Origin of the sequence: Kitasatospora azatica KCTC 9699 (genome assembly GCF_000744785.1) — a bacterium.
Taxonomy (GTDB): domain Bacteria; phylum Actinomycetota; class Actinomycetes; order Streptomycetales; family Streptomycetaceae; genus Kitasatospora; species Kitasatospora azatica.
Genome location: NZ_JQMO01000003.1, coordinates 3,513,284 through 3,533,708 on the forward strand (window position 1 = coordinate 3,513,284; position 20,425 = coordinate 3,533,708).

General features: G+C 69.5%; 19 protein-coding genes. 16 read left to right on the forward strand and 3 right to left on the reverse strand.

What is annotated here, in order from left to right; all coding sequences use genetic code 11:
• Positions 1-81 precede the first annotated feature (81 nt).
• On the forward strand, positions 82-3,975 hold the full coding sequence (locus tag BR98_RS26230; protein ID WP_035848122.1) for a DNA-directed RNA polymerase subunit beta': 3,894 nt from the start codon (positions 82-84) through the stop codon (positions 3,973-3,975).
• Between the two features lie 66 nt (positions 3,976-4,041).
• Here BR98_RS26230 and BR98_RS26235 read toward each other — a convergent pair whose 3' ends face one another.
• Together BR98_RS26235 and BR98_RS26240 are read right to left on the reverse strand one after the other, a co-directional pair.
• A complete protein-coding gene (locus BR98_RS26235) occupies positions 4,042-4,569 on the reverse strand; it encodes an SRPBCC family protein (protein ID WP_051970232.1) in 528 nt (175 codons plus the stop codon).
• Positions 4,566-5,072 (reverse strand): RNA polymerase sigma factor, encoded by a 507-nt coding sequence (locus BR98_RS26240; RefSeq protein ID WP_035848124.1) that lies wholly within the window; start codon positions 5,070-5,072, stop codon positions 4,566-4,568. Before BR98_RS26240 ends, BR98_RS26235 begins: the two co-directional genes overlap by 4 nt.
• A gap of 242 nt (positions 5,073-5,314) precedes the next feature.
• Between BR98_RS26240 and BR98_RS26245 the strand changes: the two genes are divergently transcribed.
• From BR98_RS26245 to BR98_RS26270, 6 genes are all read left to right on the forward strand, one after another.
• Positions 5,315-5,995 (forward strand): DUF4097 family beta strand repeat-containing protein, encoded by a 681-nt coding sequence (locus BR98_RS26245; RefSeq protein WP_035848127.1) that lies wholly within the window; start codon positions 5,315-5,317, stop codon positions 5,993-5,995.
• Between the two features lie 76 nt (positions 5,996-6,071).
• Positions 6,072-7,259: a sensor histidine kinase gene (locus BR98_RS26250; RefSeq protein WP_232247586.1), complete on the forward strand. Its 1,188-nt coding sequence runs from the start codon at positions 6,072-6,074 to the stop codon at positions 7,257-7,259.
• Between the two features lie 11 nt (positions 7,260-7,270).
• Entirely contained in the window at positions 7,271-7,954 is a 684-nt protein-coding gene (locus BR98_RS26255) for a response regulator (RefSeq protein ID WP_035848129.1), read from the forward strand.
• A gap of 216 nt (positions 7,955-8,170) precedes the next feature.
• Positions 8,171-8,896 (forward strand): SIR2 family NAD-dependent protein deacylase, encoded by a 726-nt coding sequence (locus tag BR98_RS26260; RefSeq protein ID WP_035848132.1) that lies wholly within the window; start codon positions 8,171-8,173, stop codon positions 8,894-8,896.
• A complete protein-coding gene (locus BR98_RS26265) occupies positions 8,893-10,098 on the forward strand; it encodes a cytochrome P450 (RefSeq protein WP_035848134.1) in 1,206 nt (401 codons plus the stop codon). The genes BR98_RS26260 and BR98_RS26265 overlap by 4 nt, the downstream gene beginning before the upstream one ends.
• Positions 10,095-11,093: an ADP-ribosylglycohydrolase family protein gene (locus tag BR98_RS26270; RefSeq protein WP_035848137.1), complete on the forward strand. Its 999-nt coding sequence runs from the start codon at positions 10,095-10,097 to the stop codon at positions 11,091-11,093. The genes BR98_RS26265 and BR98_RS26270 overlap by 4 nt, the downstream gene beginning before the upstream one ends.
• A gap of 8 nt (positions 11,094-11,101) precedes the next feature.
• Here the strand turns inward: BR98_RS26270 and BR98_RS26275 are convergent, their stop codons facing one another.
• Positions 11,102-12,412 carry a DUF2786 domain-containing protein gene (locus BR98_RS26275; protein ID WP_232247588.1) on the reverse strand — a complete coding sequence of 437 codons (1,311 nt, stop codon included), beginning with the start codon at positions 12,410-12,412 and terminating at the stop codon, positions 11,102-11,104.
• Between the two features lie 115 nt (positions 12,413-12,527).
• Between BR98_RS26275 and BR98_RS26280 the strand changes: the two genes are divergently transcribed.
• From BR98_RS26280 to rplW, 9 genes are all read left to right on the forward strand, one after another.
• Positions 12,528-13,115 carry a DUF1707 and DUF4190 domain-containing protein gene (locus tag BR98_RS26280; protein WP_232247590.1) on the forward strand — a complete coding sequence of 196 codons (588 nt, stop codon included), beginning with the start codon at positions 12,528-12,530 and terminating at the stop codon, positions 13,113-13,115.
• 363 nt (positions 13,116-13,478) lie between these two features.
• Complete coding sequence (gene rpsL, locus BR98_RS26285; protein WP_014144289.1) at positions 13,479-13,850, forward strand: 30S ribosomal protein S12; 372 nt, start codon at positions 13,479-13,481, stop codon at positions 13,848-13,850.
• Positions 13,851-13,852: 2 nt separating this feature from the next.
• Positions 13,853-14,323, forward strand: a complete 471-nt coding sequence (gene rpsG, locus BR98_RS26290; RefSeq protein ID WP_035848142.1) for a 30S ribosomal protein S7 — start codon at positions 13,853-13,855, stop codon at positions 14,321-14,323.
• 39 nt (positions 14,324-14,362) lie between these two features.
• Positions 14,363-16,468, forward strand: a complete 2,106-nt coding sequence (gene fusA / locus BR98_RS26295; RefSeq protein WP_035848147.1) for an elongation factor G — start codon at positions 14,363-14,365, stop codon at positions 16,466-16,468.
• Positions 16,469-16,664: 196 nt separating this feature from the next.
• Complete coding sequence (gene tuf / locus BR98_RS26300) at positions 16,665-17,858, forward strand: elongation factor Tu (RefSeq protein WP_035848151.1); 1,194 nt, start codon at positions 16,665-16,667, stop codon at positions 17,856-17,858.
• Between the two features lie 554 nt (positions 17,859-18,412).
• Positions 18,413-18,721, forward strand: coding sequence for a 30S ribosomal protein S10 (gene rpsJ, locus BR98_RS26305; RefSeq protein ID WP_012785157.1), 309 nt, complete (start codon positions 18,413-18,415; stop codon positions 18,719-18,721).
• A 14-nt stretch (positions 18,722-18,735) separates the two neighbouring features.
• Positions 18,736-19,380: a 50S ribosomal protein L3 gene (gene rplC, locus BR98_RS26310; RefSeq protein ID WP_035848154.1), complete on the forward strand. Its 645-nt coding sequence runs from the start codon at positions 18,736-18,738 to the stop codon at positions 19,378-19,380.
• 5 nt (positions 19,381-19,385) lie between these two features.
• Positions 19,386-20,063, forward strand: a complete 678-nt coding sequence (gene rplD, locus BR98_RS26315) for a 50S ribosomal protein L4 (RefSeq protein WP_035848157.1) — start codon at positions 19,386-19,388, stop codon at positions 20,061-20,063.
• Positions 20,063-20,383, forward strand: coding sequence for a 50S ribosomal protein L23 (rplW, locus tag BR98_RS26320; RefSeq protein ID WP_035848160.1), 321 nt, complete (start codon positions 20,063-20,065; stop codon positions 20,381-20,383). The genes rplD and rplW overlap by 1 nt, the downstream gene beginning before the upstream one ends.
• The last annotated feature ends 42 nt before the right edge of the window (positions 20,384-20,425 follow it).

The following is a 20,425-nucleotide window of genomic DNA, read 5'->3' on the forward strand; positions in this document are numbered from 1 at the left end:
AACAACCAGCCGGCTCGCCCCCAAGGCCCCCCTCAGACCAGATGAACGACTTTCGACTTACGAAAGAGGGCTTGACGACCAGTGCTTGACGTCAACTTCTTCGACGAGCTCCGCATCGGCCTCGCGACCGCCGACGACATCCGCCAGTGGTCGCACGGCGAGGTCAAGAAGCCGGAGACCATCAACTACCGCACGCTGAAGCCGGAAAAGGACGGCCTTTTCTGCGAGAAGATCTTCGGTCCCACCCGGGACTGGGAGTGCTACTGCGGTAAGTACAAGCGTGTCCGCTTCAAGGGCATCATCTGCGAGCGCTGCGGCGTCGAGGTCACCCGTGCCAAGGTGCGCCGCGAGCGGATGGGCCACATCGAGCTGGCCGCGCCGGTCACCCACATCTGGTACTTCAAGGGTGTCCCCAGCCGCCTCGGCTACCTGCTCGACCTGGCGCCGAAGGACCTCGAGAAGGTCATCTACTTCGCCGCCTACATGATCACCTGGGTGGACGACGAGCGTCGCCAGCGCGACCTCCCGTCCCTGGAGGCGCACGTCTCGGTCGAGCGCCAGCAGATCGAGAACCGCCGCGACGCCGACCTCGAGGCCCGTGCCAAGAAGGCCGAGACCGACCTGGCAGAGCTCGAGGCCGAGGGTGCCAAGGCCGACGTGCGCCGCAAGGTGCGCGAGGGTGCCGAGCGCGAGATGAAGCAGCTGCGCGACCGTGCGCAGCGCGAGATCGACCGTCTGGACGAGGTCTGGGCCCGGTTCAAGAACCTCAAGGTCCAGGACCTCGAGGGCGACGAGCTGCTCTACCGCGAGCTGCGCGACCGCTTCGGCACCTACTTCTCCGGCTCGATGGGCGCGGCGGCCCTCAAGGACCGCCTCGAGACCTTCGACCTGGCCGAGGAGTCCGAGCGGCTGCGCGAGATCATCCGCACCGGCAAGGGCCAGAAGAAGACCCGTGCGCTCAAGCGCCTCAAGGTCGTCTCCGCCTTCCTGCAGACCACCAACAAGCCCAACGGCATGGTGCTGGACTGCGTCCCGGTGATCCCGCCGGACCTGCGTCCGATGGTGCAGCTGGACGGTGGCCGCTTCGCGACCTCCGACCTGAACGACCTGTACCGCCGCGTGATCAACCGCAACAACCGCCTCAAGCGGCTCCTCGACCTCGGCGCGCCCGAGATCATCGTGAACAACGAGAAGCGCATGCTTCAGGAGGCCGTCGACGCCCTGTTCGACAACGGCCGTCGTGGCCGCCCGGTGACGGGCCCCGGCAACCGTCCGCTGAAGTCCCTCAGCGACATGCTGAAGGGCAAGCAGGGTCGTTTCCGTCAGAACCTGCTCGGCAAGCGCGTCGACTACTCGGCCCGTTCGGTCATCGTCGTCGGCCCGCAGCTCAAGCTGCACCAGTGCGGCCTGCCCAAGGCCATGGCGCTGGAGCTCTTCAAGCCGTTCGTGATGAAGCGCCTGGTGGACCTGAACCACGCGCAGAACATCAAGTCGGCCAAGCGCATGGTCGAGCGCGCGCGCCCGGTGGTGTGGGACGTCCTCGAAGAGGTCATCGCCGAGCACCCGGTGCTGCTGAACCGTGCACCCACCCTGCACCGCCTCGGCATCCAGGCCTTCGAGCCGCAGCTGGTCGAGGGCAAGGCCATCCAGATCCACCCGCTCGTCTGCACCGCGTTCAACGCGGACTTCGACGGTGACCAGATGGCCGTCCACCTGCCGCTCTCCGCGGAGGCGCAGGCCGAGGCCCGCATCCTGATGCTGTCCTCGAACAACATCCTGAAGCCGGCCGACGGTCGCCCCGTCACCATGCCGACCCAGGACATGGTGCTCGGTCTGTTCTTCCTCACCTCGGACCGGGACGAGGTGAAGGGCGCCGGTCGCTCCTTCTCCTCCACCGCCGAGGCGATCATGGCCTTCGACGCCCGCGAGCTGGACGTCCAGGCCCCGATCGACCTGCGCCTGCCGATCGGCACCGTGCCGCCCCGCGGCTGGACCGCGCCGGTGGACGAGGACGGTCAGTCGACCTGGTTCGAGGGCGAGTCCTTCCGCCTGAAGACCACCCTGGGCCGCGCGCTCTTCAACGAGCTGCTGCCCGAGGACTACCCGTTCGTCGACTACGAGGTGGGCAAGAAGCAGCTCTCCGCGATCGTCAACGACCTGGCCGAGCGCTACCCCAAGGTCATCGTCGCGGCGACCCTGGACAACCTGAAGGCGGCCGGCTTCCACTGGTCGACCCGCTCCGGCGTCACCGTGTCCATCTCGGACGTCGTGGTGCCGCCGAGCAAGCCGCAGATTCTCGAGGGCTACGAGGCGCAGGCCGAGAAGGTCCAGAAGAACTACGAGCGCGGTCTGATGACCAACGACGAGCGCAAGCAGGAGCTCGTCAACATCTGGACCAAGGCGACCAACGAGGTTGCCGAGGCGATGAACGCGAACTTCCCGAAGACCAACCCCATCTTCATGATGGTCGACTCGGGTGCTCGCGGAAACATGATGCAGATGCGTCAGATCGCCGGTATGCGTGGTCTGGTGTCGAACGCCAAGAACGAGACCATCCCGCGTCCCATCAAGGCCTCGTTCCGTGAGGGCCTGTCCGTGCTGGAGTACTTCATCTCCACCCACGGTGCCCGTAAGGGTCTGGCCGACACCGCGCTGCGTACCGCCGACTCGGGTTACCTGACCCGTCGTCTGGTGGACGTCTCGCAGGACGTGATCATCCGCGAGGAGGACTGCGGCACCGAGCGCGGCCTCAAGCTGGCGATCGGTTCGGTCGGCGAGGACGGCGTGCTGCGCAAGGCGGAGGACGTCGAGACCAGCGTCTACGCCCGCATGCTGGCCGAGGACATCACGATCGACGGCAAGCTGGTCGCGACCGCCAACACCGACCTCGGTGACGTGCTGATCGACGAGCTGATCCGCCACGGCATCGCCGAGGTCAAGACCCGCTCGATCCTGACCTGTGAGTCGACCGTCGGCACCTGCGCCATGTGCTACGGGCGCTCGCTGGCCACCGGCAAGCTGGTCGACATCGGTGAGGCGGTCGGCATCATCGCCGCCCAGTCCATCGGTGAGCCCGGCACCCAGCTGACCATGCGTACCTTCCACACCGGTGGTGTGGCCGGTGACGACATCACCCAGGGTCTGCCGCGTGTCGTCGAGCTCTTCGAGGCCCGTACCCCCAAGGGTGTGGCCCCGATCTCGGAGGCGCAGGGCCGGGTCCGGATCGAGGACACCGAGAAGACCCGCAAGCTCGTCGTCACGCCGGACGACGGCACCGACGAGATCGCCTACCCGGTCTCCAAGCGTGTGAAGCTGCTGGTCAGTGAGGGCCAGGCGGTCGAGGTCGGCCAGAAGCTGACCCAGGGCGCCACCAACCCGCACGACGTGCTGCGGATCATGGGCCAGCGTGCCGTCCAGGTCCACCTGGTGGCCGAGGTCCAGAAGGTCTACAACTCGCAGGGTGTGTCGATCCACGACAAGCACATCGAGATCATCATCCGGCAGATGCTCCGCCGCGTGACGATCATCGAGTCGGGCGACGCCGAGCTGCTCCCGGGCGAGCTGGTCGAGCGCGGCCGGTTCGAGACCGAGAACCGTCGAGTGGTCTCCGAGGGCGGTCACCCCGCCTCCGGCCGTCCGCAGCTGATGGGTATCACCAAGGCCTCGCTGGCCACCGAGTCCTGGCTGTCGGCCGCCTCCTTCCAGGAGACGACCCGGGTGCTCACCGACGCGGCGATCCACGCCAAGTCGGACCCGCTGCTGGGCCTCAAGGAGAACGTCATCCTCGGTAAGCTCATCCCGGCCGGTACGGGTCTGCCCCGCTACCGCAACATCCGGGTCGAGCCGACCGAGGAGGCCAAGGCCGCGATGTACTCGGCCGTCGGCTACGACGACTACGACCTGTCGCCCTTCGGCGCCGGCTCCGGCCAGGCGGTCCCGCTGGACGACTACGACTACGGCCCGTACACCGGCTGAGTCGCGCACTGAACGCCGCAGGGCGGTCACCCTTCACGGGGTGGCCGCCCTGCGGCGTTTCCGGTGCTACAGCAGCGCCTCGAACCGGTCCAGCGGTGAGCCGGTGAACGGGCGCAGCACGGGCCCCCAGTACCGGACCCCGGGCAGCCGCAGGCCGCCGAGGAAGGCGAACCGGGTGGTGCTCTCGCTCTCCGGGTACGCCGCCATGCCGCCGAGCACGAAGCGGCTCTGCATCAGGCACCAGCCGGGTTCGAGGTCGATGGTGAAGGTGGCGCGCAGCCGGGTGTGGCCGTGGATCCGGGCGGTCAGCGGGCCGCCTCGGCCCGGCCGGCCGCTGAGCCGTACGGTGCGCACGTCCGGGATCCACAGCGGCATGGTCCGTTCCAGGTCCTGGGCCAGCGCCCAGACCTGCTCGAAGGGCGCCGCCAGCACCCGCTCGCCGATCCGGGCGCCGGGGGTGCTGGCCGCGATCACCCGCAGGCGGCGGACCTGGTCGAAGTCGGCGACCGGCCAGCCGCCCCCGGTGGTCGGCGGGTGGTCCCCGGTGACCGGATCGCCGGTCGGGCGGCTGCTGTCGCGGTCCTGCTCGGTCACTGCGACCACGCCTTTCGGAAGCTGAGTCGGGCCCGGGAGAGCCGGGATTTCACGGTCCCCGGCGGCACCGCGAGGAGTTCGGCGGTGCGCCGTTCGTCGATCCCCTCCAGATCGCGCAGCAGCAGCACGGCCCGGTGCTCGGGGGAGAGCCGGGCGAGCACGTCGCGGATGTCGGCGGCCAGCTGCGGATCGCCCGGGGCGGGCACCTCGGCCAGTTCGGCGGGGCGCTGCCGGGCGGCCCGTTGTGCGTGCCGGACCGCCTCGCGCACCGCGATGGCCCGCACCCAGCCGTAGAGCGCCAGCGGGTCCTGCAGCTGGCGCAGCTTGCGGAAGACCGCGATCAGTGCCTCCTGGGTGGCGTCCGCCCCGTCCTCCAGCGCGATCGGGCCGCACAGGCGCCGGACGTACGGGGTGATCAGGTCGAGCAGTCGGCCGGCCGCCAGCTGGTCCCCGCCCTGGGCGGCGCGGACGAGCTCGGCGAGGCCGGGCGGTGGCTCGTGCATGGCGGTCTCCGTTCGAGTCGGGGCCTACGGAGGAGGGGGCGCGGCGGCGATCGGTTCCCCGGCTCCCGAAGTGTTCCCAGTCACAGCAGGAAGCTCCGACTCCCTCCTGCGGGGCCGGGATCCCTCTTGTGGGGGAGGCGGCAGAACCGCTCCGGCGGGCGATCCGCGCGGTGGCGGTCGGCGGGCAGCCTAGGGGTGTCGGCCCGGGAAGGTCCGGGCCGCCGAAACCATGGGGGACCAAGATGAACCAGCGCCGCACCGGCCTGCTCGCCAAGACCGTCATCACCGCCGCCGTCGCGTTCGGCATGTCCGGCTGCTTCCTCGACGGGGACCAGCACCTCGACGCGAGCTACCAGATCGACCAGCCGGTGCACACGCTGGTGATCAACGGGAGCACCGGTGACATCCGGGTGGTCGGCGGCGGCACCGGCGTCTCGGTGACGGAGCATCAGAACTACCGCGGGAAGGCGCCCGCCACCACGCACACCACCGCCGACGGCACCCTGACGCTGACCTACGACTGCCACGACTGCGGGGTCGACTACCAGGTCCAGGTCCCGTCCGACACCGTGGTGAAGGTGGCCGCGAACACCGGGACGGTGCGGCTGGTCGGGCTGACGGCGGCGGTCGAGGCCAGCACCGACACCGGGAACGTGGAGGGCGAGCGACTGGGCACCGGCCGGGCCCAGCTGCGGACCCGGACCGGCGACCTGTCGGTCTCCTTCGCCGGCGCCCCGGCGGCGGTCGACGCGCGCACCGGGACCGGTTCGGTCCGGCTCACCGTCCCCGGCGGCGACAGCTACGCGGTCGCCGCCACCGCGCAGACCGGCAAGGTCGAGGTGACCGTCCCGCAGCAGGAGGGCCTCGGGCGGACCATCAACGCGCACGCCGAGACCGGTGACGTCACCGTCGCCCATGGCTGAGTCCGGACCGCTCCGGCCGGCATTCGACCTGCTCAGCGCGGGCGATAGGCTCCCGACTGACACGCGGGGGGCGGATGTGGAGCGGATCGCGCGCCGGCTGGGCCGGCTGGCCGGGCTGGGGCAGCGCTGGCAGCAGCGGCTGACCGGGATCAACCCGTACCTGGCCGACAGCCTGCTGGCCGCCTTCTCGGCGGCGGTCTCGCTCTGGACCGTCTTCTGCGACGGCAAGGGCTGGGCGTGGTGGGTCTACCTGCTCGCGGCCGCCACGGCGCTGCCGATTCCGTGGCGCCGCCGGGCACCCTTCCTGGTCTTCCTGCTCACCGGCGTGGCCTCACTGGCGCTGAGCATCTGGGCGCACTCGGCCCAGCCGCAGATCGCGGTCTACGCGGTGATAACCGTCTACACCCTGGCGGACCGGGCCAAGGAGTGGCAGCGCTGGTCGATGCTGCTGGTCCTGGTGGTGGCGAACGTGCTCGGCACCCGCTCGCCCAACGGGATGCTCTTCAGCCTGCTGCTGTCGATCGGCTCCTTCGTCTTCGGCTCGCTGGTGCGCGAGCTGCGCCGGCTCGCCCGGATCGAGGCCGAGCGGGCTCGCGAGACCGGGCGCCGGGCGGCCAGCGACGCGGCCCGGGCGGTGGCCGAGGAGCGGGCCAGGATCGCCCGGGAGATGCACGACATCCTGGCGCACGCCGTCTCGCTGATGGTGATTCAGGCCGAGGCCGGCCCGCTGGTGGTGCACAGCAGCCCGGAGAAGGCGATCAAGGCCTTCGACACCATCGGCGACACCGGCCGGGACGCCATGGTGCAGCTGCGCCGGGTGCTCGGGGTGCTCAAGGAGGAGGGGGCCGGGCCGGAGCTGGCACCGCAGCCGCGACTGGCCGAACTGCCGGCGGTGGCCGAGCGGGTGCGGGCGGCCGGGGTGCGGGTGGAGCTGGCGCTGCCCGAGCCCGCTCGGGCCCTGCCGGCCGAGGTGGAGGCGGCGGCCTACCGGATCGTCCAGGAGGCGCTGACCAACATCGTCAAGCACTCCGGGGCGGACCGGGTCGCGGTGGAGGTCGCCGCGCGGGACTCGGTGCTTGCGCTCTCGGTGCTGGACAACGGGCGCGGGCTGGCGCCGACCGGTGCCACCGGGGTGTGGTCCGGCGGGCGCGGACTGGTCGGCATCCGCGAGCGGGCCGCGGCCTGCGGCGGGCGGGCCAGCGCCGGGCCCGGGCCGGCCGGACAGGGCTTTCTGGTGACGGCAGAACTGCCGCTGAGCGCGTGAACGGACGTGGGATGACGATTCGGGTAGTGGTCGCGGACGACCAGGAGCTGGTCCGGGCCGGGTTCGGGATGATCCTGGACGCGCAGCCGGACATCGAGGTGGTGGCCGAGGCCTGCAACGGCGCCGAGGCGGTCGAGGCGGTCGCCGCGCACCGGCCCGACGTGCTGCTGCTGGACGTCCGGATGCCCGTGATGGACGGCCTGGAGGCGGCCCGCCGGGTCTGCGCCGAGCACCCGGAGACCAAGGTGATCATGCTGACCACCTTCGACATCGACGACTACGTCTACGACGCGCTCTACGCCGGGGCCAGCGGCTTCCTGCTCAAGGACGTGCGCCGGGACGACCTGGCGCACGGGGTGCGGATGGTGGCCGCGGGGGAGGCGCTGCTGGCACCCTCCGTGACCAAGCGCTTGATCAGCGAGTTCGCCGCCCGCGGCCCCGCCGCCGGGCCGGCCGCAGGCGCCCGCACCCCGTCCCGCCTGCTGGAGCAGCTGACCGCCCGCGAGCAGGAGACCCTGCGGCTGCTGGCCCGTGGCCTGTCCAACGCCGAGATCGCCGGCGAACTGGTGGTCAGCGAACACACCGTCAAGACGCACGTCTCCAACGTGCTGAGCAAGCTCCAACTGCGCGACCGGGTACACGCGGTGGTCTTCGCCTACGAGGCCGGCGCGGTGGTGGCGGGCGACCCGCGCTGACAGCCGGCGCCGGCGCTCAGCGCGTCACAGAACCGCGGCCGCACCCGGTTTTAGCGCCGGCTGCACCGGTCGAAAGCCCGCTGCACCGGTCGAAAGCCCGCTGCACCGGTCGAAAGCCCGCTGCACCGGTCGAAAGCCCGCTGCACCGGCCGAAAGCCCGTTGCACCGTGCGAAAGCCAGGTGCAGCGCCGGGCCCGGGGGCTCTACGCTCGCCGCATGAGCAGCCGCACGCTTGTCGCCGTCCTCACCGGCGCCGGCATCTCCACCGACTCCGGAATCCCCGACTACCGTGGCCCCAAGGGCCTTTGGCAGCGCGACCCGTCGGTCCAGGAACTGGTGACCATCGGGCCTTACCTGGCCTCCACCGAGGTGCGGGAGCGGTCCTGGCGGATGCGGGCCGAGGTCGGTGCGCTGACGGCCGAGCCGAACGCCGGGCACCGCGCACTGGTCGAGTTGGAGCGCGCACTGCCGCTGCGGGTGCTCACCCAGAACGTGGACGGGTTGCACCAGAAGGCCGGGCTGCCGGACCGCAAGGTGCTCGAACTGCACGGCACCGCACTGCGGGTGCAGTGCATGCGGTGCCGGCGCTCCAGCGCGATGGACGAGGCACTGGACCGGGTGGCGGCCGGCGAGCCGGACCCGGCCTGCCGGGAGTGCGGCGGGATCCTCAAGCCGGCCACCGTGATGTTCGGCGAGACGCTGGACCCGGAGGTGCTGACCAGGGCCGATGCGATCGCCAAGGCCTGCGAGGTCTTCGTCGCGGTCGGCACCTCGCTCCAGGTGTACCCCGTGGCCTCGCTGCCGCAGATCGCCCTGGAGGCCGGCGCCCGGCTGATCATCGTCAACGGCGAGCCGACCCCCTTCGACGAGCAGGCGGACGAGGTGATCCGCGAGCCCATCTCCGTTGCTCTGCCGGCCCTGGTCGCTAGGCTGACCGGATGACGCTCTTCGATCCCTGGTCAGCGGACTTCATCGCACACCCGTACGAGGCGTACGCGGAGCTGCGCGCCACCTCCCCGGTGCACTTCCACGAGCCGACCGGGCAGTGGCTGGTGTCGCGGTACGAGGACGTCAGCGCGCTGCTGCGGGACCGGCGGCTGGGGCGGACCTACACCCATCGCTTCAGCCACGAGGAGTTCGGGCAGACCCCGCCCGACCCGGCGCACGAGCCGTTCCACACGCTCAACAGCAACGGCCTGCTCGACCTGGAGGCGCCGGACCACACCCGGATCCGACGCCTGGTGGCGAAGGCGTTCACACCGCGGATGGTCGAAGGGCTGCGGCCGACCGTGGCCCGGCTGGCGGACGAGTTGGTGAGCGGGCTGCTCGAGGAGGGCGGCGGCGATCTGATCGCCGCCGTCGCCGAGCCGCTGCCGGTGGCGGTGATCGCCGAGATGCTCGGCGTGCCGACCGCCGACCGGGGGCTGTTGCGCCCCTGGTCGGCCGCGATCACCGGGATGTTCGAGCTCAACCCCTCGGCCGAGGTGGCCAAGCGCGCGGTGGACGCCAGCGTCGAATTCTCCGACTACCTGCGCGCGCTGATCCGGGAACGGCGGGCCGCGCCCGGGAACGACCTGATCTCCGCACTGATCGCCGCCCAGGAGGACGGCGACGCGCTCAGCGAGCAGGAGATGGTCTCCACCTGCGTGCTGCTGCTCAACGCCGGCCACGAGGCGACCGTCAACACCACCGGCAACGGCTGGTGGGCGCTCTTCCGCAACCCCGACCAGCTGGCCCTGCTGCGCTCCGATGTCGATGCCCATCTCGCCACCGCGGTCGAGGAGTTGATGCGCTACGACACCCCGCTGCAGATGTTCGAGCGCTGGGTGCTCGAGGACATCGAGGTGGCCGGCGTGTCGATCCCGCGCGGCAGCGAACTCGCCCTGCTGTTCGGCTCGGCCAACCGGGACGGAGCTCGCTTCACCGACCCCGACCGCCTCGACGTCACCCGCGCCGACAATCCGCACATCACCTTCGGTGCCGGCATCCACTTCTGCCTCGGCGCCCCTCTGGCCCGGCTCGAACTCACCGAGTCCTACGGCGCGTTGCTGCGCCGGGCGCCCCATCTGACGCTGCTGCGCGAGCCCGACTGGCAACCGGGCTACGTGATCCGCGGCCTGACCGAACTCCTGGTGACCACATGAAGCGCGCTACCGGCGCCCTGCTCGGCCTCGCGATCGGCGACGCGATGGGCTTTCCGACCGAGTTCCAGACCGTCTCGATGATTGCCCGCAGTCACCCGGACTGGCGTCAACTCCCGCTGCCCAAGAAGGCGTTCGTCACCGATGACACCCAGATGACGCTCGCTCTGGCGCGCGGGCTGCGCACCGCACTGGAGCGCGGCCCGTTGGCTCCGCTGCGGATGGAGCGGCCGGTGCGCGAGGAGTTCGTCGAGTGGTGGCGCTCCCCGGAGAACAACCGGGCCCCCGGGCGCACCTGCATGACCGCCTGCCACCTGCTCAGCAAGCCCGACCGCCGCTGGCAGGAAGCCAGCCAGATCGGCTCCAAGGGCTGCGGCGCCAATATGCGAGTCGCCCCGCTGGGTCTGATCCGCGAATTGACGGAGCATCAAGTCGCCGGTGCTGCCCAGCTCCAGTCCGCGCTCACGCACGGACACCCCACCGCGCTGGCCGCCAGTGAACTCACCGCCTTCACCGTCCGGTGGCTCACCGAGGGCGCCCGACCCGCCGAGCTCCCCGGGCTGCTGCGCGCCCACGCCCTGGCCAACCGCACCCGCTACGACGCCGGCTGGCTCGGCGACCTGGCCGAGCTGGCCCACGACCGCTCGCGCGAGGAGTTCATCGCCCGTGGCTGGGACGAGTGCCTGGGCGTTCTGGACCGCCTCGAGGCCGCGCTCGCCGCGCCGGACCGGGAGGCGGACCCCTGCCTGGCCACCGGCGAGGGCTGGATCGCGGAGGAGGCCTTCGCCACCGCGCTGCTCTGCTTCCTGCTCTTCCCCGACGACCCGGTGCTCGCGGTCCGCCGCGCCGCCTACTCCTCGGGCGACTCCGACTCCCTGGCCTGCCTGGCCGGCGCCTTCGCCGGTGCCTACCACGGCGCCGACGCCTGGCCGGCCGAGTGGACCGCCGGGATCGAGTACCGCGAGGAGCTCCTCGCCTTCGGATCCCTCTGGGACTGAGAGCCGGTCTAGCGCCGCTTCTCCACTCGGCCGCGGCTGTGCAGCGCCGCGCGGTCGGCGGCGGCCCGGCCGGCGGCCCAGCCCTCGCCGTCGCTGACCCGGACCCGCTGCGAGGTGAGCTTGGGGAACATCCGGTCGGTCGCCGAGTCCACCGCCTCCTCGCGGGCGGCCAGCGCCGGCAGCAGCCGCTCGTCCGGCTGCAGCTGCTCCGCGGTGCCGTCCTCGCGCAGGTGGCGGCCGGCGGCGGCCTCGCGGGTGGTGCGCTCGGTCGCCTCGGTGAGCCGCTCGCGGATCCGCGCCGCGTAGGAGACCAGGAAGGACTGCCGGAAGGCCCGGGTGCGGGATGCCCCGTCCAGGTGCTGGCGGCTGCCGGCCCGCTGCATCGCCGCGGTGGCCTGCACCAGCAGCGAGGTGTACAGCAGCTCCACGGCGTCCAGGTCCGAGTCGAAGCCGATCACGGTGCAGAAGGAGAACTCCTTCGCCCAGACCACCCGGCACCGGTTCGCCGCCGCGACCGCGTCCAGCAGCATCGCCTTGGGCCCCTCGTACGGGTTCTCCACCCCGATCCGCACCGAGCCCGGCACACCGGCCGACTGCCCGGCCTGCCCGGCCGCCAGCAGCGCCTCGTCGATGCTGTGCTGGGCCATCAGCTGCTGCGCCTTCTCGGTCAGCGCCTCGGCCTCCTGCGGGAACTCGGTGGACTCCGCCTTCGCCAGCAGGGCCCGGATCCGGGACAGCATCCGCGGCTCGCCGGGCACCGGCACGGTGGCCCGGTGCTCGACCGGGCGGGCGCCCGGCGCCGGACCGACCGGGGCGATCGCCGGCAGCCGGGCCAGCAGCGGCAGCAGCTCGAGCGCGACGGTGGCCAGCGCGAAGCGGTCCAGCCGGTGCCGTTCGGCGAAGGCCGGCAGGAACCCGTCCTCGAGACCGCTCCCGTGCCCGTCGCCCGCCCACCAGATCTCGGCGGCCAGTTCGCGCAGCTGCTCGTGCCAGCGGCGGTCCAGCGCGGCGGGGGAGTGGCGGCGCGCCTCGGCGGCCACCAGGTCGACCAGCAGGGCGAGGTGCACCGGTGCCAGGTCGCGGCGGACCAGCCGGGCCAGGTCGGCCGGCCGCCAGCCGCGGGCCCAGAGCGAGTCGAGCGAGCGGTCGGCCAGCACCAGCAGCGACCGGCTCGCGGTCGGCCACCGGTCGGCGGAGGCGGCGAGCACCGAGGCCCCGTCGTCCACCGCCCGGTCGGCCCGCTTGGGCGGCGCGCCCAGCACTGTGCCGAGCGCACGTTCCCACAACTCGACCATCGGTCCGACCTCATCAGTGCTCACTCGGCAATGATGCCGGAGCCCGGAAGCGGGCATGATGAGTCCGTGCGGCCGAACCGGAACCCGTGAGCGGGTGCGGATCGTCCTAACCATCGACAGCACTAGGGGAGGAGTCCGGATGGGTGACGTGCAGCCGTGGCCCGGGAGCGGGCACCCCGGGTATCCCGCGCAGCAGGCCCAGCCGATGGCCGCCCAGGCCCAGCCGATGGCCCAGATGCGCGCCGCCCACACCGACCGCGACCGGACGGTGGATGTGCTCAAGGCCGCCTACGCCGAGGGCCGGCTCTCCGCCGAGGAGTACTCGGACCGCTTCGACGCCGCCAACCGCGCCCAGACCTACGGCCAGCTGGCCCAGCTGGTCGCCGACCTGCCGGCCGGCCCGGTCGTCACTCCGATGGCCGCACCGATGGCCGCGCCGATGGCGATGCCGGTGCCGCCCACCTTCCTGCCGCCGACCCGCCCGGCGCCCAACAACGGCCTGGCGATCTCCGCCCTGGTCTTCGGCCTGCTCTGCGTGCCCAGCGTCGGCACCCTGGCCATCCCCGCCGTGGTCACCGGCCACCTCGCCCGCCGTCAGATCCGCCAGACGAAGGAGAGCGGTGACGGGATGGCGACCTTCGGGTTGGTTCTGGGTTACCTTTCGCTGGCCGGCTGGTCGCTCCTGCTGCTGCTCGGCGCCGTCGCCTTCAGCGCTCACGGCGGCTGACCCGACCCGCGCGACCGCGGTTCGGGCCGACCGTGCGGGCGGCTGGAGATTTTCCCGATTGACGCCACGACCTGCGGTGTCTCATTTGTTTTGACCGCGCCCGATGCGCTAGGTACGCTCTGACCTTGTGCCTGGGGTGTCCCCGGGTCCTTGTGCGTGCAAGCACACCGGCAGCCGCAGTGGCGTGGTTCAACCCGCTCTGCCCGCGCCGTCGCTGTGCATCAGCCCATGGGATTCCGCGAGATTCCTCCCCTGACGGGGCCCAACACACCCGACCGCGTGGGTCGGTGTGAGCTGGGAAAACGCGTGGGAACACCGCAGGTTAGTTTCACCCAGCCTTGGCACACAGAAAACGGAGAAACGGTGCCTACGATCCAGCAGCTGGTCCGGAAGGGCCGGCAGGACAAGGTCGAGAAGAACAAGACGCCCGCGCTGAAGGGCTCGCCCCAGCGCCGCGGCGTCTGCACGCGTGTGTACACGACCACCCCGAAGAAGCCGAACTCGGCGCTTCGTAAGGTCGCCCGTGTGCGCCTCACCAGCGGGATCGAGGTCACCGCTTACATCCCCGGCGAGGGCCACAACCTGCAGGAGCACTCCATCGTGCTCGTGCGCGGCGGTCGTGTGAAGGACCTTCCTGGTGTCCGCTACAAGATCATCCGCGGCTCCCTTGACACCCAGGGTGTCAAGAACCGCAAGCAGGCCCGCAGCCGCTACGGCGCCAAGAAGGAGAAGTAAGAATGCCTCGTAAGGGCCCCGCCCCGAAGCGCCCGGTCATCATCGACCCGGTTTACGGCTCCCCGCTGGTGACCTCGCTGGTCAACAAGATCCTGCTGCACGGCAAGCGCTCCACCGCCGAGCGCATCGTCTACGGCGCCCTCGAGGGCGTCCGTGAGAAGACCGGCTCGGACCCCGTCGTGACGCTGAAGCGCGCGCTGGAGAACGTCAAGCCGGCCCTCGAGGTCAAGTCCCGCCGTGTCGGTGGCGCGACCTACCAGGTTCCGGTCGAGGTCCGTCCGGGCCGCGCCAGCACCCTGGCGCTGCGCTGGATGGTCGGCTACTCCCGCGCCCGTCGCGAGAAGACCATGACCGAGCGTCTGATGAACGAGATCCTCGACGCCAGCAACGGCCTGGGCGCTTCCGTGAAGCGTCGCGAGGACACCCACAAGATGGCCGAGTCCAACAAGGCCTTCGCGCACTACCGCTGGTAGTCCGAACCCCGTCACTAGACAGAGAGAGAACGAGCCACCATGGCTGCAACCTCCCTTGACCTCGCCAAGGTCCGCAACATCGGGATCATGGCGCACATCGACGCGGGCAAGACCACCACCACCGAGCGGATCCTGTTCTACACCGGTGTCTCGTACAAGATCGGTGAGGTCCACGATGGCGCTGCCACCATGGACTGGATGGAGCAGGAGCAGGAGCGCGGCATCACGATCACGTCGGCCGCGACGACCTGTCACTGGACGCTTGACGGCGTTGACAACACCATCAACATCATCGACACCCCGGGCCACGTCGACTTCACCGTCGAGGTGGAGCGTTCGCTGCGCGTGCTCGACGGTGGCGTGACGGTGTTCGACGGCGTTGCCGGTGTCGAGCCCCAGTCCGAGACCGTGTGGCGGCAGGCTGACCGCTACGGCGTCCCGCGCATCTGCTTCGTCAACAAGCTGGACCGCACGGGCGCGAACTTCTTCTTCTGCGTGCAGACCATCAAGGATCGCCTCAACGCGACCGCGCTGGTCATGCAGCTCCCGATCGGTGCCGAGTCCGACTTCGTCGGCGTCGTGGACCTGGTCAAGATGAAGGCCCTGGTCTGGTCGCCCGAGGCGACCAAGGGCGAGATGTACGACGAGGTCGACATCCCGGCCGACCTGGCGGACCAGGCCGCTCAGTACCGCGAGGAACTGCTCGACATCGTGTCGAACACCAGCGACGAGGTGATGGAGCTCGCCCTCGAGGGCGAGGACATCCCCGAGGAGCTGCTGGTCGCCGCGATCCGCAAGGGCACGCTGAACTCGGACTTCACCCCGATCTTCTGCGGCTCCGCGTTCAAGAACAAGGGCGTTCAGCCCCTGCTCGACGCGGTCGTGAAGTACCTGCCGTCGCCGCTCGACATCGAGGGTATCGAGGGTACGAAGCCGGGCAACGACGAGGAGAAGATCGTCCGTCGGGCCTCCGACGACGAGCCGCTCGCCGCGCTCGCCTTCAAGATCATGTCCGACCCGCACCTCGGCAAGCTCACCTTCGTCCGGGTTTACTCGGGCCGCCTGGAGTCCGGCTCTTCGGTGCTGAACTCCGTCAAGGGCAAGAAGGAGCGCATCGGCAAGATCTACCGCATGCACGCGAACAAGCGTGAGGAGATCGACTCGGTGGGCGCCGGCGACATCATCGCCGTGATGGGTCTCAAGCAGACCACCACCGGTGAGACGCTGAGCGACGAGAAGAACCCGGTCATCCTGGAGTCCATGGACTTCCCGGCCCCGGTCATCCGCGTCGCCATCGAGCCCAAGTCCAAGGGCGACCAGGAGAAGCTGGGTGTCGCCATCCAGCGTCTCGCGGAGGAGGACCCCTCCTTCCAGGTCAACACGGACGAGGAGACCGGCCAGACCATCATCGCGGGTATGGGCGAGCTGCACCTCGAGGTGCTGGTCGACCGTATGCGCCGTGAGTTCAAGGTCGAGGCCAACGTCGGCAAGCCGCAGGTGGCGTACCGTGAGACGATCCGCAAGGCCGTCGAGCGGATCGACTACACGCACAAGAAGCAGACCGGTGGTTCCGGCCAGTTCGCGAAGATCCAGATCGCGATCGAGCCGCTCGAGTCCGGCGAGGGCTACGAGTTCGTGAACAAGGTCACCGGTGGCCGCGTGCCGAAGGAGTACATCCCTTCGGTCGACGCCGGTTGCCAGGAGGCCATGGAGTTCGGTGTGCTCGCCGGCTACCCGCTCCAGGGTGTCCGCGTGACGCTGCTCGACGGTGCCTCGCACGACGTCGACTCCTCCGAGCTCGCGTTCAAGATCGCCGGCTCGATGGCCTTCAAGGAAGGCGCCCGCAAGGCCGGTCCGGCCCTGCTGGAGCCGATGATGGCCGTCGAGGTCACCACGCCCGAGGACTACATGGGCGAGGTCATCGGCGACATCAACTCTCGCCGTGGCCAGATCCGGTCCATGGACGAGCGTCACGGTGCCCGCGTGGTCAACGCGCTGGTGCCGCTCTCCGAGATGTTCGGCTACGTCGGTGACCTGCGCAGCAAGACCTCTGGTCGCGCGAGCTACTCGATGCAGTTCGACTCGTACGCCGAGGTTCCGCGGAACGTGGCGGACGACATCATCGCCAAGGCCAAGGGCGAGTAAGGTCCGGACAATCCGGATCTACCGCAAGCCTTAGGCTTTATGGAGGCAAACCCGGCGGGGTCGTACCCCGACCCCGCCGGTACCTCCGCCCCCATCCGCGGGACGGCATGGGGTGCTACCAGCACCCCGTACCCAAACCCGATCAAAGACCAACTGACGTCGTACGGCGTACAGAACTGTCCTCAGGAGGACTGCAGTGGCGAAGGCGAAGTTCGAGCGGACGAAGCCCCACGTCAACATCGGCACCATCGGTCACATCGACCACGGTAAGACGACCCTTACCGCGGCCATCACCAAGGTGCTGCACGACGCGTACCCGGACATCAACCCCTTCACGCCGTTCGACCAGATCGACAAGGCGCCGGAGGAGCGGCAGCGCGGTATCACCATCTCGATCGCGCACGTCGAGTACCAGACCGAGGCGCGTCACTACGCCCACGTCGACTGCCCGGGTCACGCGGACTACATCAAGAACATGATCACCGGTGCGGCCCAGATGGACGGTGCGATCCTCGTCGTCGCCGCCACCGACGGCCCGATGCCGCAGACCAAGGAGCACGTCCTCCTGGCCCGCCAGGTCGGCGTCCCCTACATCGTTGTCGCCCTGAACAAGGCCGACATGGTGGACGACGAGGAGATCCTGGAGCTCGTCGAGCTCGAGGTCCGCGAGCTGCTCTCCGAGTACGAGTTCCCGGGCGACGACCTGCCGGTCGTGCGCGTCTCGGCGCTCAAGGCGCTCGAGGGCGACAAGGAGTGGGGCGAGAAGCTCCTCGGCCTCATGCACGCGGTCGACGAGGCCATCCCGACCCCGGAGCGCGCTGTCGACCAGCCGTTCCTGATGCCGATCGAGGACGTCTTCACGATCACCGGTCGTGGCACCGTCGTCACCGGTCGTATCGAGCGTGGCATCCTCAAGGTCAACGAGACTGTCGACATCATCGGCATCAAGGAGACCAAGACCACCACCACGGTCACCGGCATCGAGATGTTCCGCAAGCTGCTCGACGAGGGCCAGGCGGGCGAGAACGTCGGTCTGCTCCTCCGTGGCATCAAGCGCGAGGACGTCGAGCGCGGCCAGGTCATCATCAAGCCGGGTTCGGTCACGCCGCACACCGACTTCAAGGCCCAGGCCTACATCCTGTCGAAGGACGAGGGTGGCCGTCACACCCCCTTCTTCAACAACTACCGCCCGCAGTTCTACTTCCGTACCACGGACGTGACCGGCGTCGTGACCCTCCCCGAGGGCACCGAGATGGTCATGCCGGGCGACAACACCGCCATGACCGTCGCGCTGATCCAGCCGATCGCCATGGAGCAGGGCCTGAAGTTCGCCATCCGTGAGGGTGGCCGCACCGTCGGCGCCGGCCAGGTCACCGAGATCATCAAGTAATTGATGATCTGACCTGCCTGCTCCACAGGCTTGGAGGGGCCTCGGAACCCGTTCGCGAGAACGGGTTCCGGGGCCCCTTTGCCGTGCCGCGCAAGGAGTGTGACGAGGAATCAGCGCGCCTACCCTGGGCTGATTGGCGTCAAACGCCTCTGATATGGCAAGATAGCCAAGTTGCTCGGTTGAGTTGCCGATGCTGCGCGCCTCCCGCCGGGAGGACCGGAAGCGAGTCCCAAGTACTCGTCGTTCCCGTGATGGCCGTTCATATCTCCACGGACTGTATGTGGGGGTAGTGGTGTGTAAGCGACACCGCGGCAGCTGCGGGGCGGACGTACGGGAATCTTCCGGGAAGCGTGGGCGGGGCCTCGACCCGGCGTCCATGGGTGCAATGCCGACCCGGTTCCCCCTGAAGAGGGTTCGTCCCTTTTCTTAAGCCCAGGCGCGACACGCCCGAGCGCGTGGACCGGCGGGAATCATCCAGGGCGCCACCGGACCAAGCCACCCGGCGGAATCCGGCCGCAGAAGCAGCAGACGACACAAAGGACTACTGAGTAGCCATGGCGGGACAGAAGATCCGCATCCGGCTCAAGGCCTACGACCACGAGGTGATTGACTCCTCGGCGAAGAAGATCGTCGAGACCGTCATTCGCACTGGTGCGCAGGTCGCGGGCCCGGTGCCGCTGCCCACTGAGAAGAACGTTTACTGCGTCATCCGCTCGCCGCACAAGTACAAGGACTCGCGCGAGCACTTCGAGATGCGCACTCACAAGCGTCTGATCGACATCCTCGACCCGACCCCGAAGACCGTTGACTCGCTGATGCGCCTCGACCTTCCGGCCGGCGTCGACATCGAGATCAAGCTCTGAGAGGCGCGACGAAGATGGCAAAGCAGATTAAGGGCATCCTGGGCGAGAAGCTCGGCATGACCCAGGTCTGGGACGAGAACAACCGGATCGTTCCGGTGACCGTCGTCAAGGCCGGGCCCAATGTCGTGACCCAGATCCACACCGCTGACAGCACCGGCTACGACGCCGTGCAGATCGGCTTCGGCGAGATCGACCCCCGCAAGGTGAACAAGCCCCTCGCGGGCCACTTCGCCAAGGCCGGTGTCACCCCGCGCCGCCACCTGGTCGAGCTGCGTACCTCGGACGCGTCCGAGTACACGCTGGGCCAGGAGATCACCGCTGAGCTGTTCGAGGCGGGTGTCAAGGTCGACGTGACCGGCACCTCCAAGGGCAAGGGCTTCGCCGGTGTCATGAAGCGTCACAACTTCAAGGGCCTCGGCGCCGGTCACGGCGTGCAGCGCAAGCACCGTTCGCCCGGCTCGATCGGTGGCTGCGCCACCCCGGGTCGTGTGTTCAAGGGCCTGAAGATGGCCGGCCGGATGGGCCACGAGCGCGTGACCACCCAGAACCTGACCGTGCACGCGGTTGACGCGGAGAAGGGTCTGCTCCTGATCAAGGGTGCGATCCCGGGCCCGAACGGCGGCCTCGTCCTCGTCCGCACCGCGGCGAAGGGGCTGTGAAGGATATGAGCACCATTGACATCCTGTCGCCCTCCGGCGACAAGGCCGGCAGCCTCGAGCTGCCGGGCGAGATCTTCGACGCCAAGGTCAGCGTTCCGCTGATGCACCAGGTCGTTGTGGCGCAGCTCGCTGCGGCCCGTCAGGGCACCCACAAGGTCAAGACCCGCGGCGAGGTCCGAGGCGGCGGCCGCAAGCCGTACCGCCAGAAGGGCACCGGCCGGGCTCGTCAGGGCTCGACCCGTGCGCCGCAGTTCGCCGGCGGTGGCGTCGTGCACGGTCCCGTGCCGCGCGACTACTCGCAGCGGACCCCGAAGAAGATGATCGCCGCCGCCCTGCGCAGCGCGCTCACCGACCGGGCCCGCCACGAGCGGATTCACGTCATCACCGGCGTGACCGCGACCGAGACGCCGTCGACCAAGGCCGCCAAGGGCCTGTTCGGCAAGATCACCGAGCGCAAGAACATCCTCCTCGTCGTCGAGCGTGCCGACGAGCTGGGTCTGAAGAGCGCCCGCAACCTGCCGAACGTGCACATCCTGGACGCCGGTCAGCTGAACACCTACGACGTGCTCGTCTCCGACGATGTGGTCTTCACCCAGGCTGCTTTCGAGCGCTTCGTGGCGGGTCCCGCCGCGTCCGCCAAGGCTGTGGCTGCTGAGGGCGAGCTCGAAGGGAGCGCCGCCTGATGGCTGCAGACATCACGAGCAAGACGTTCACGGACCCCCGTGACGTCCTGGTGAAGCCGGTCATCTCCGAGAAGAGCTACGCGCTCCTCGACGAGAACAAGTACACGTTCGTCGTGTCGCCCGGTGCCAACAAGACCCAGATCAAGCAGGCCGTCGAGGCGGTCTTCTCGGTCAAGGTCGAGTCCGTCAACACGCTCAACCGTCAGGGCAAGCGCAAGCGCTCCAAGACGGGCTTTGGCAAGCGCAAGGACACCAAGCGCGCCATCGTGACGCTGGCTGAGGGCAACCGCATCGACATCTTCGGTGGTCCGGTCTCCTAACGGGGATCGTGATCGTCGATAAGGACGAGGACGAGAGAGCCA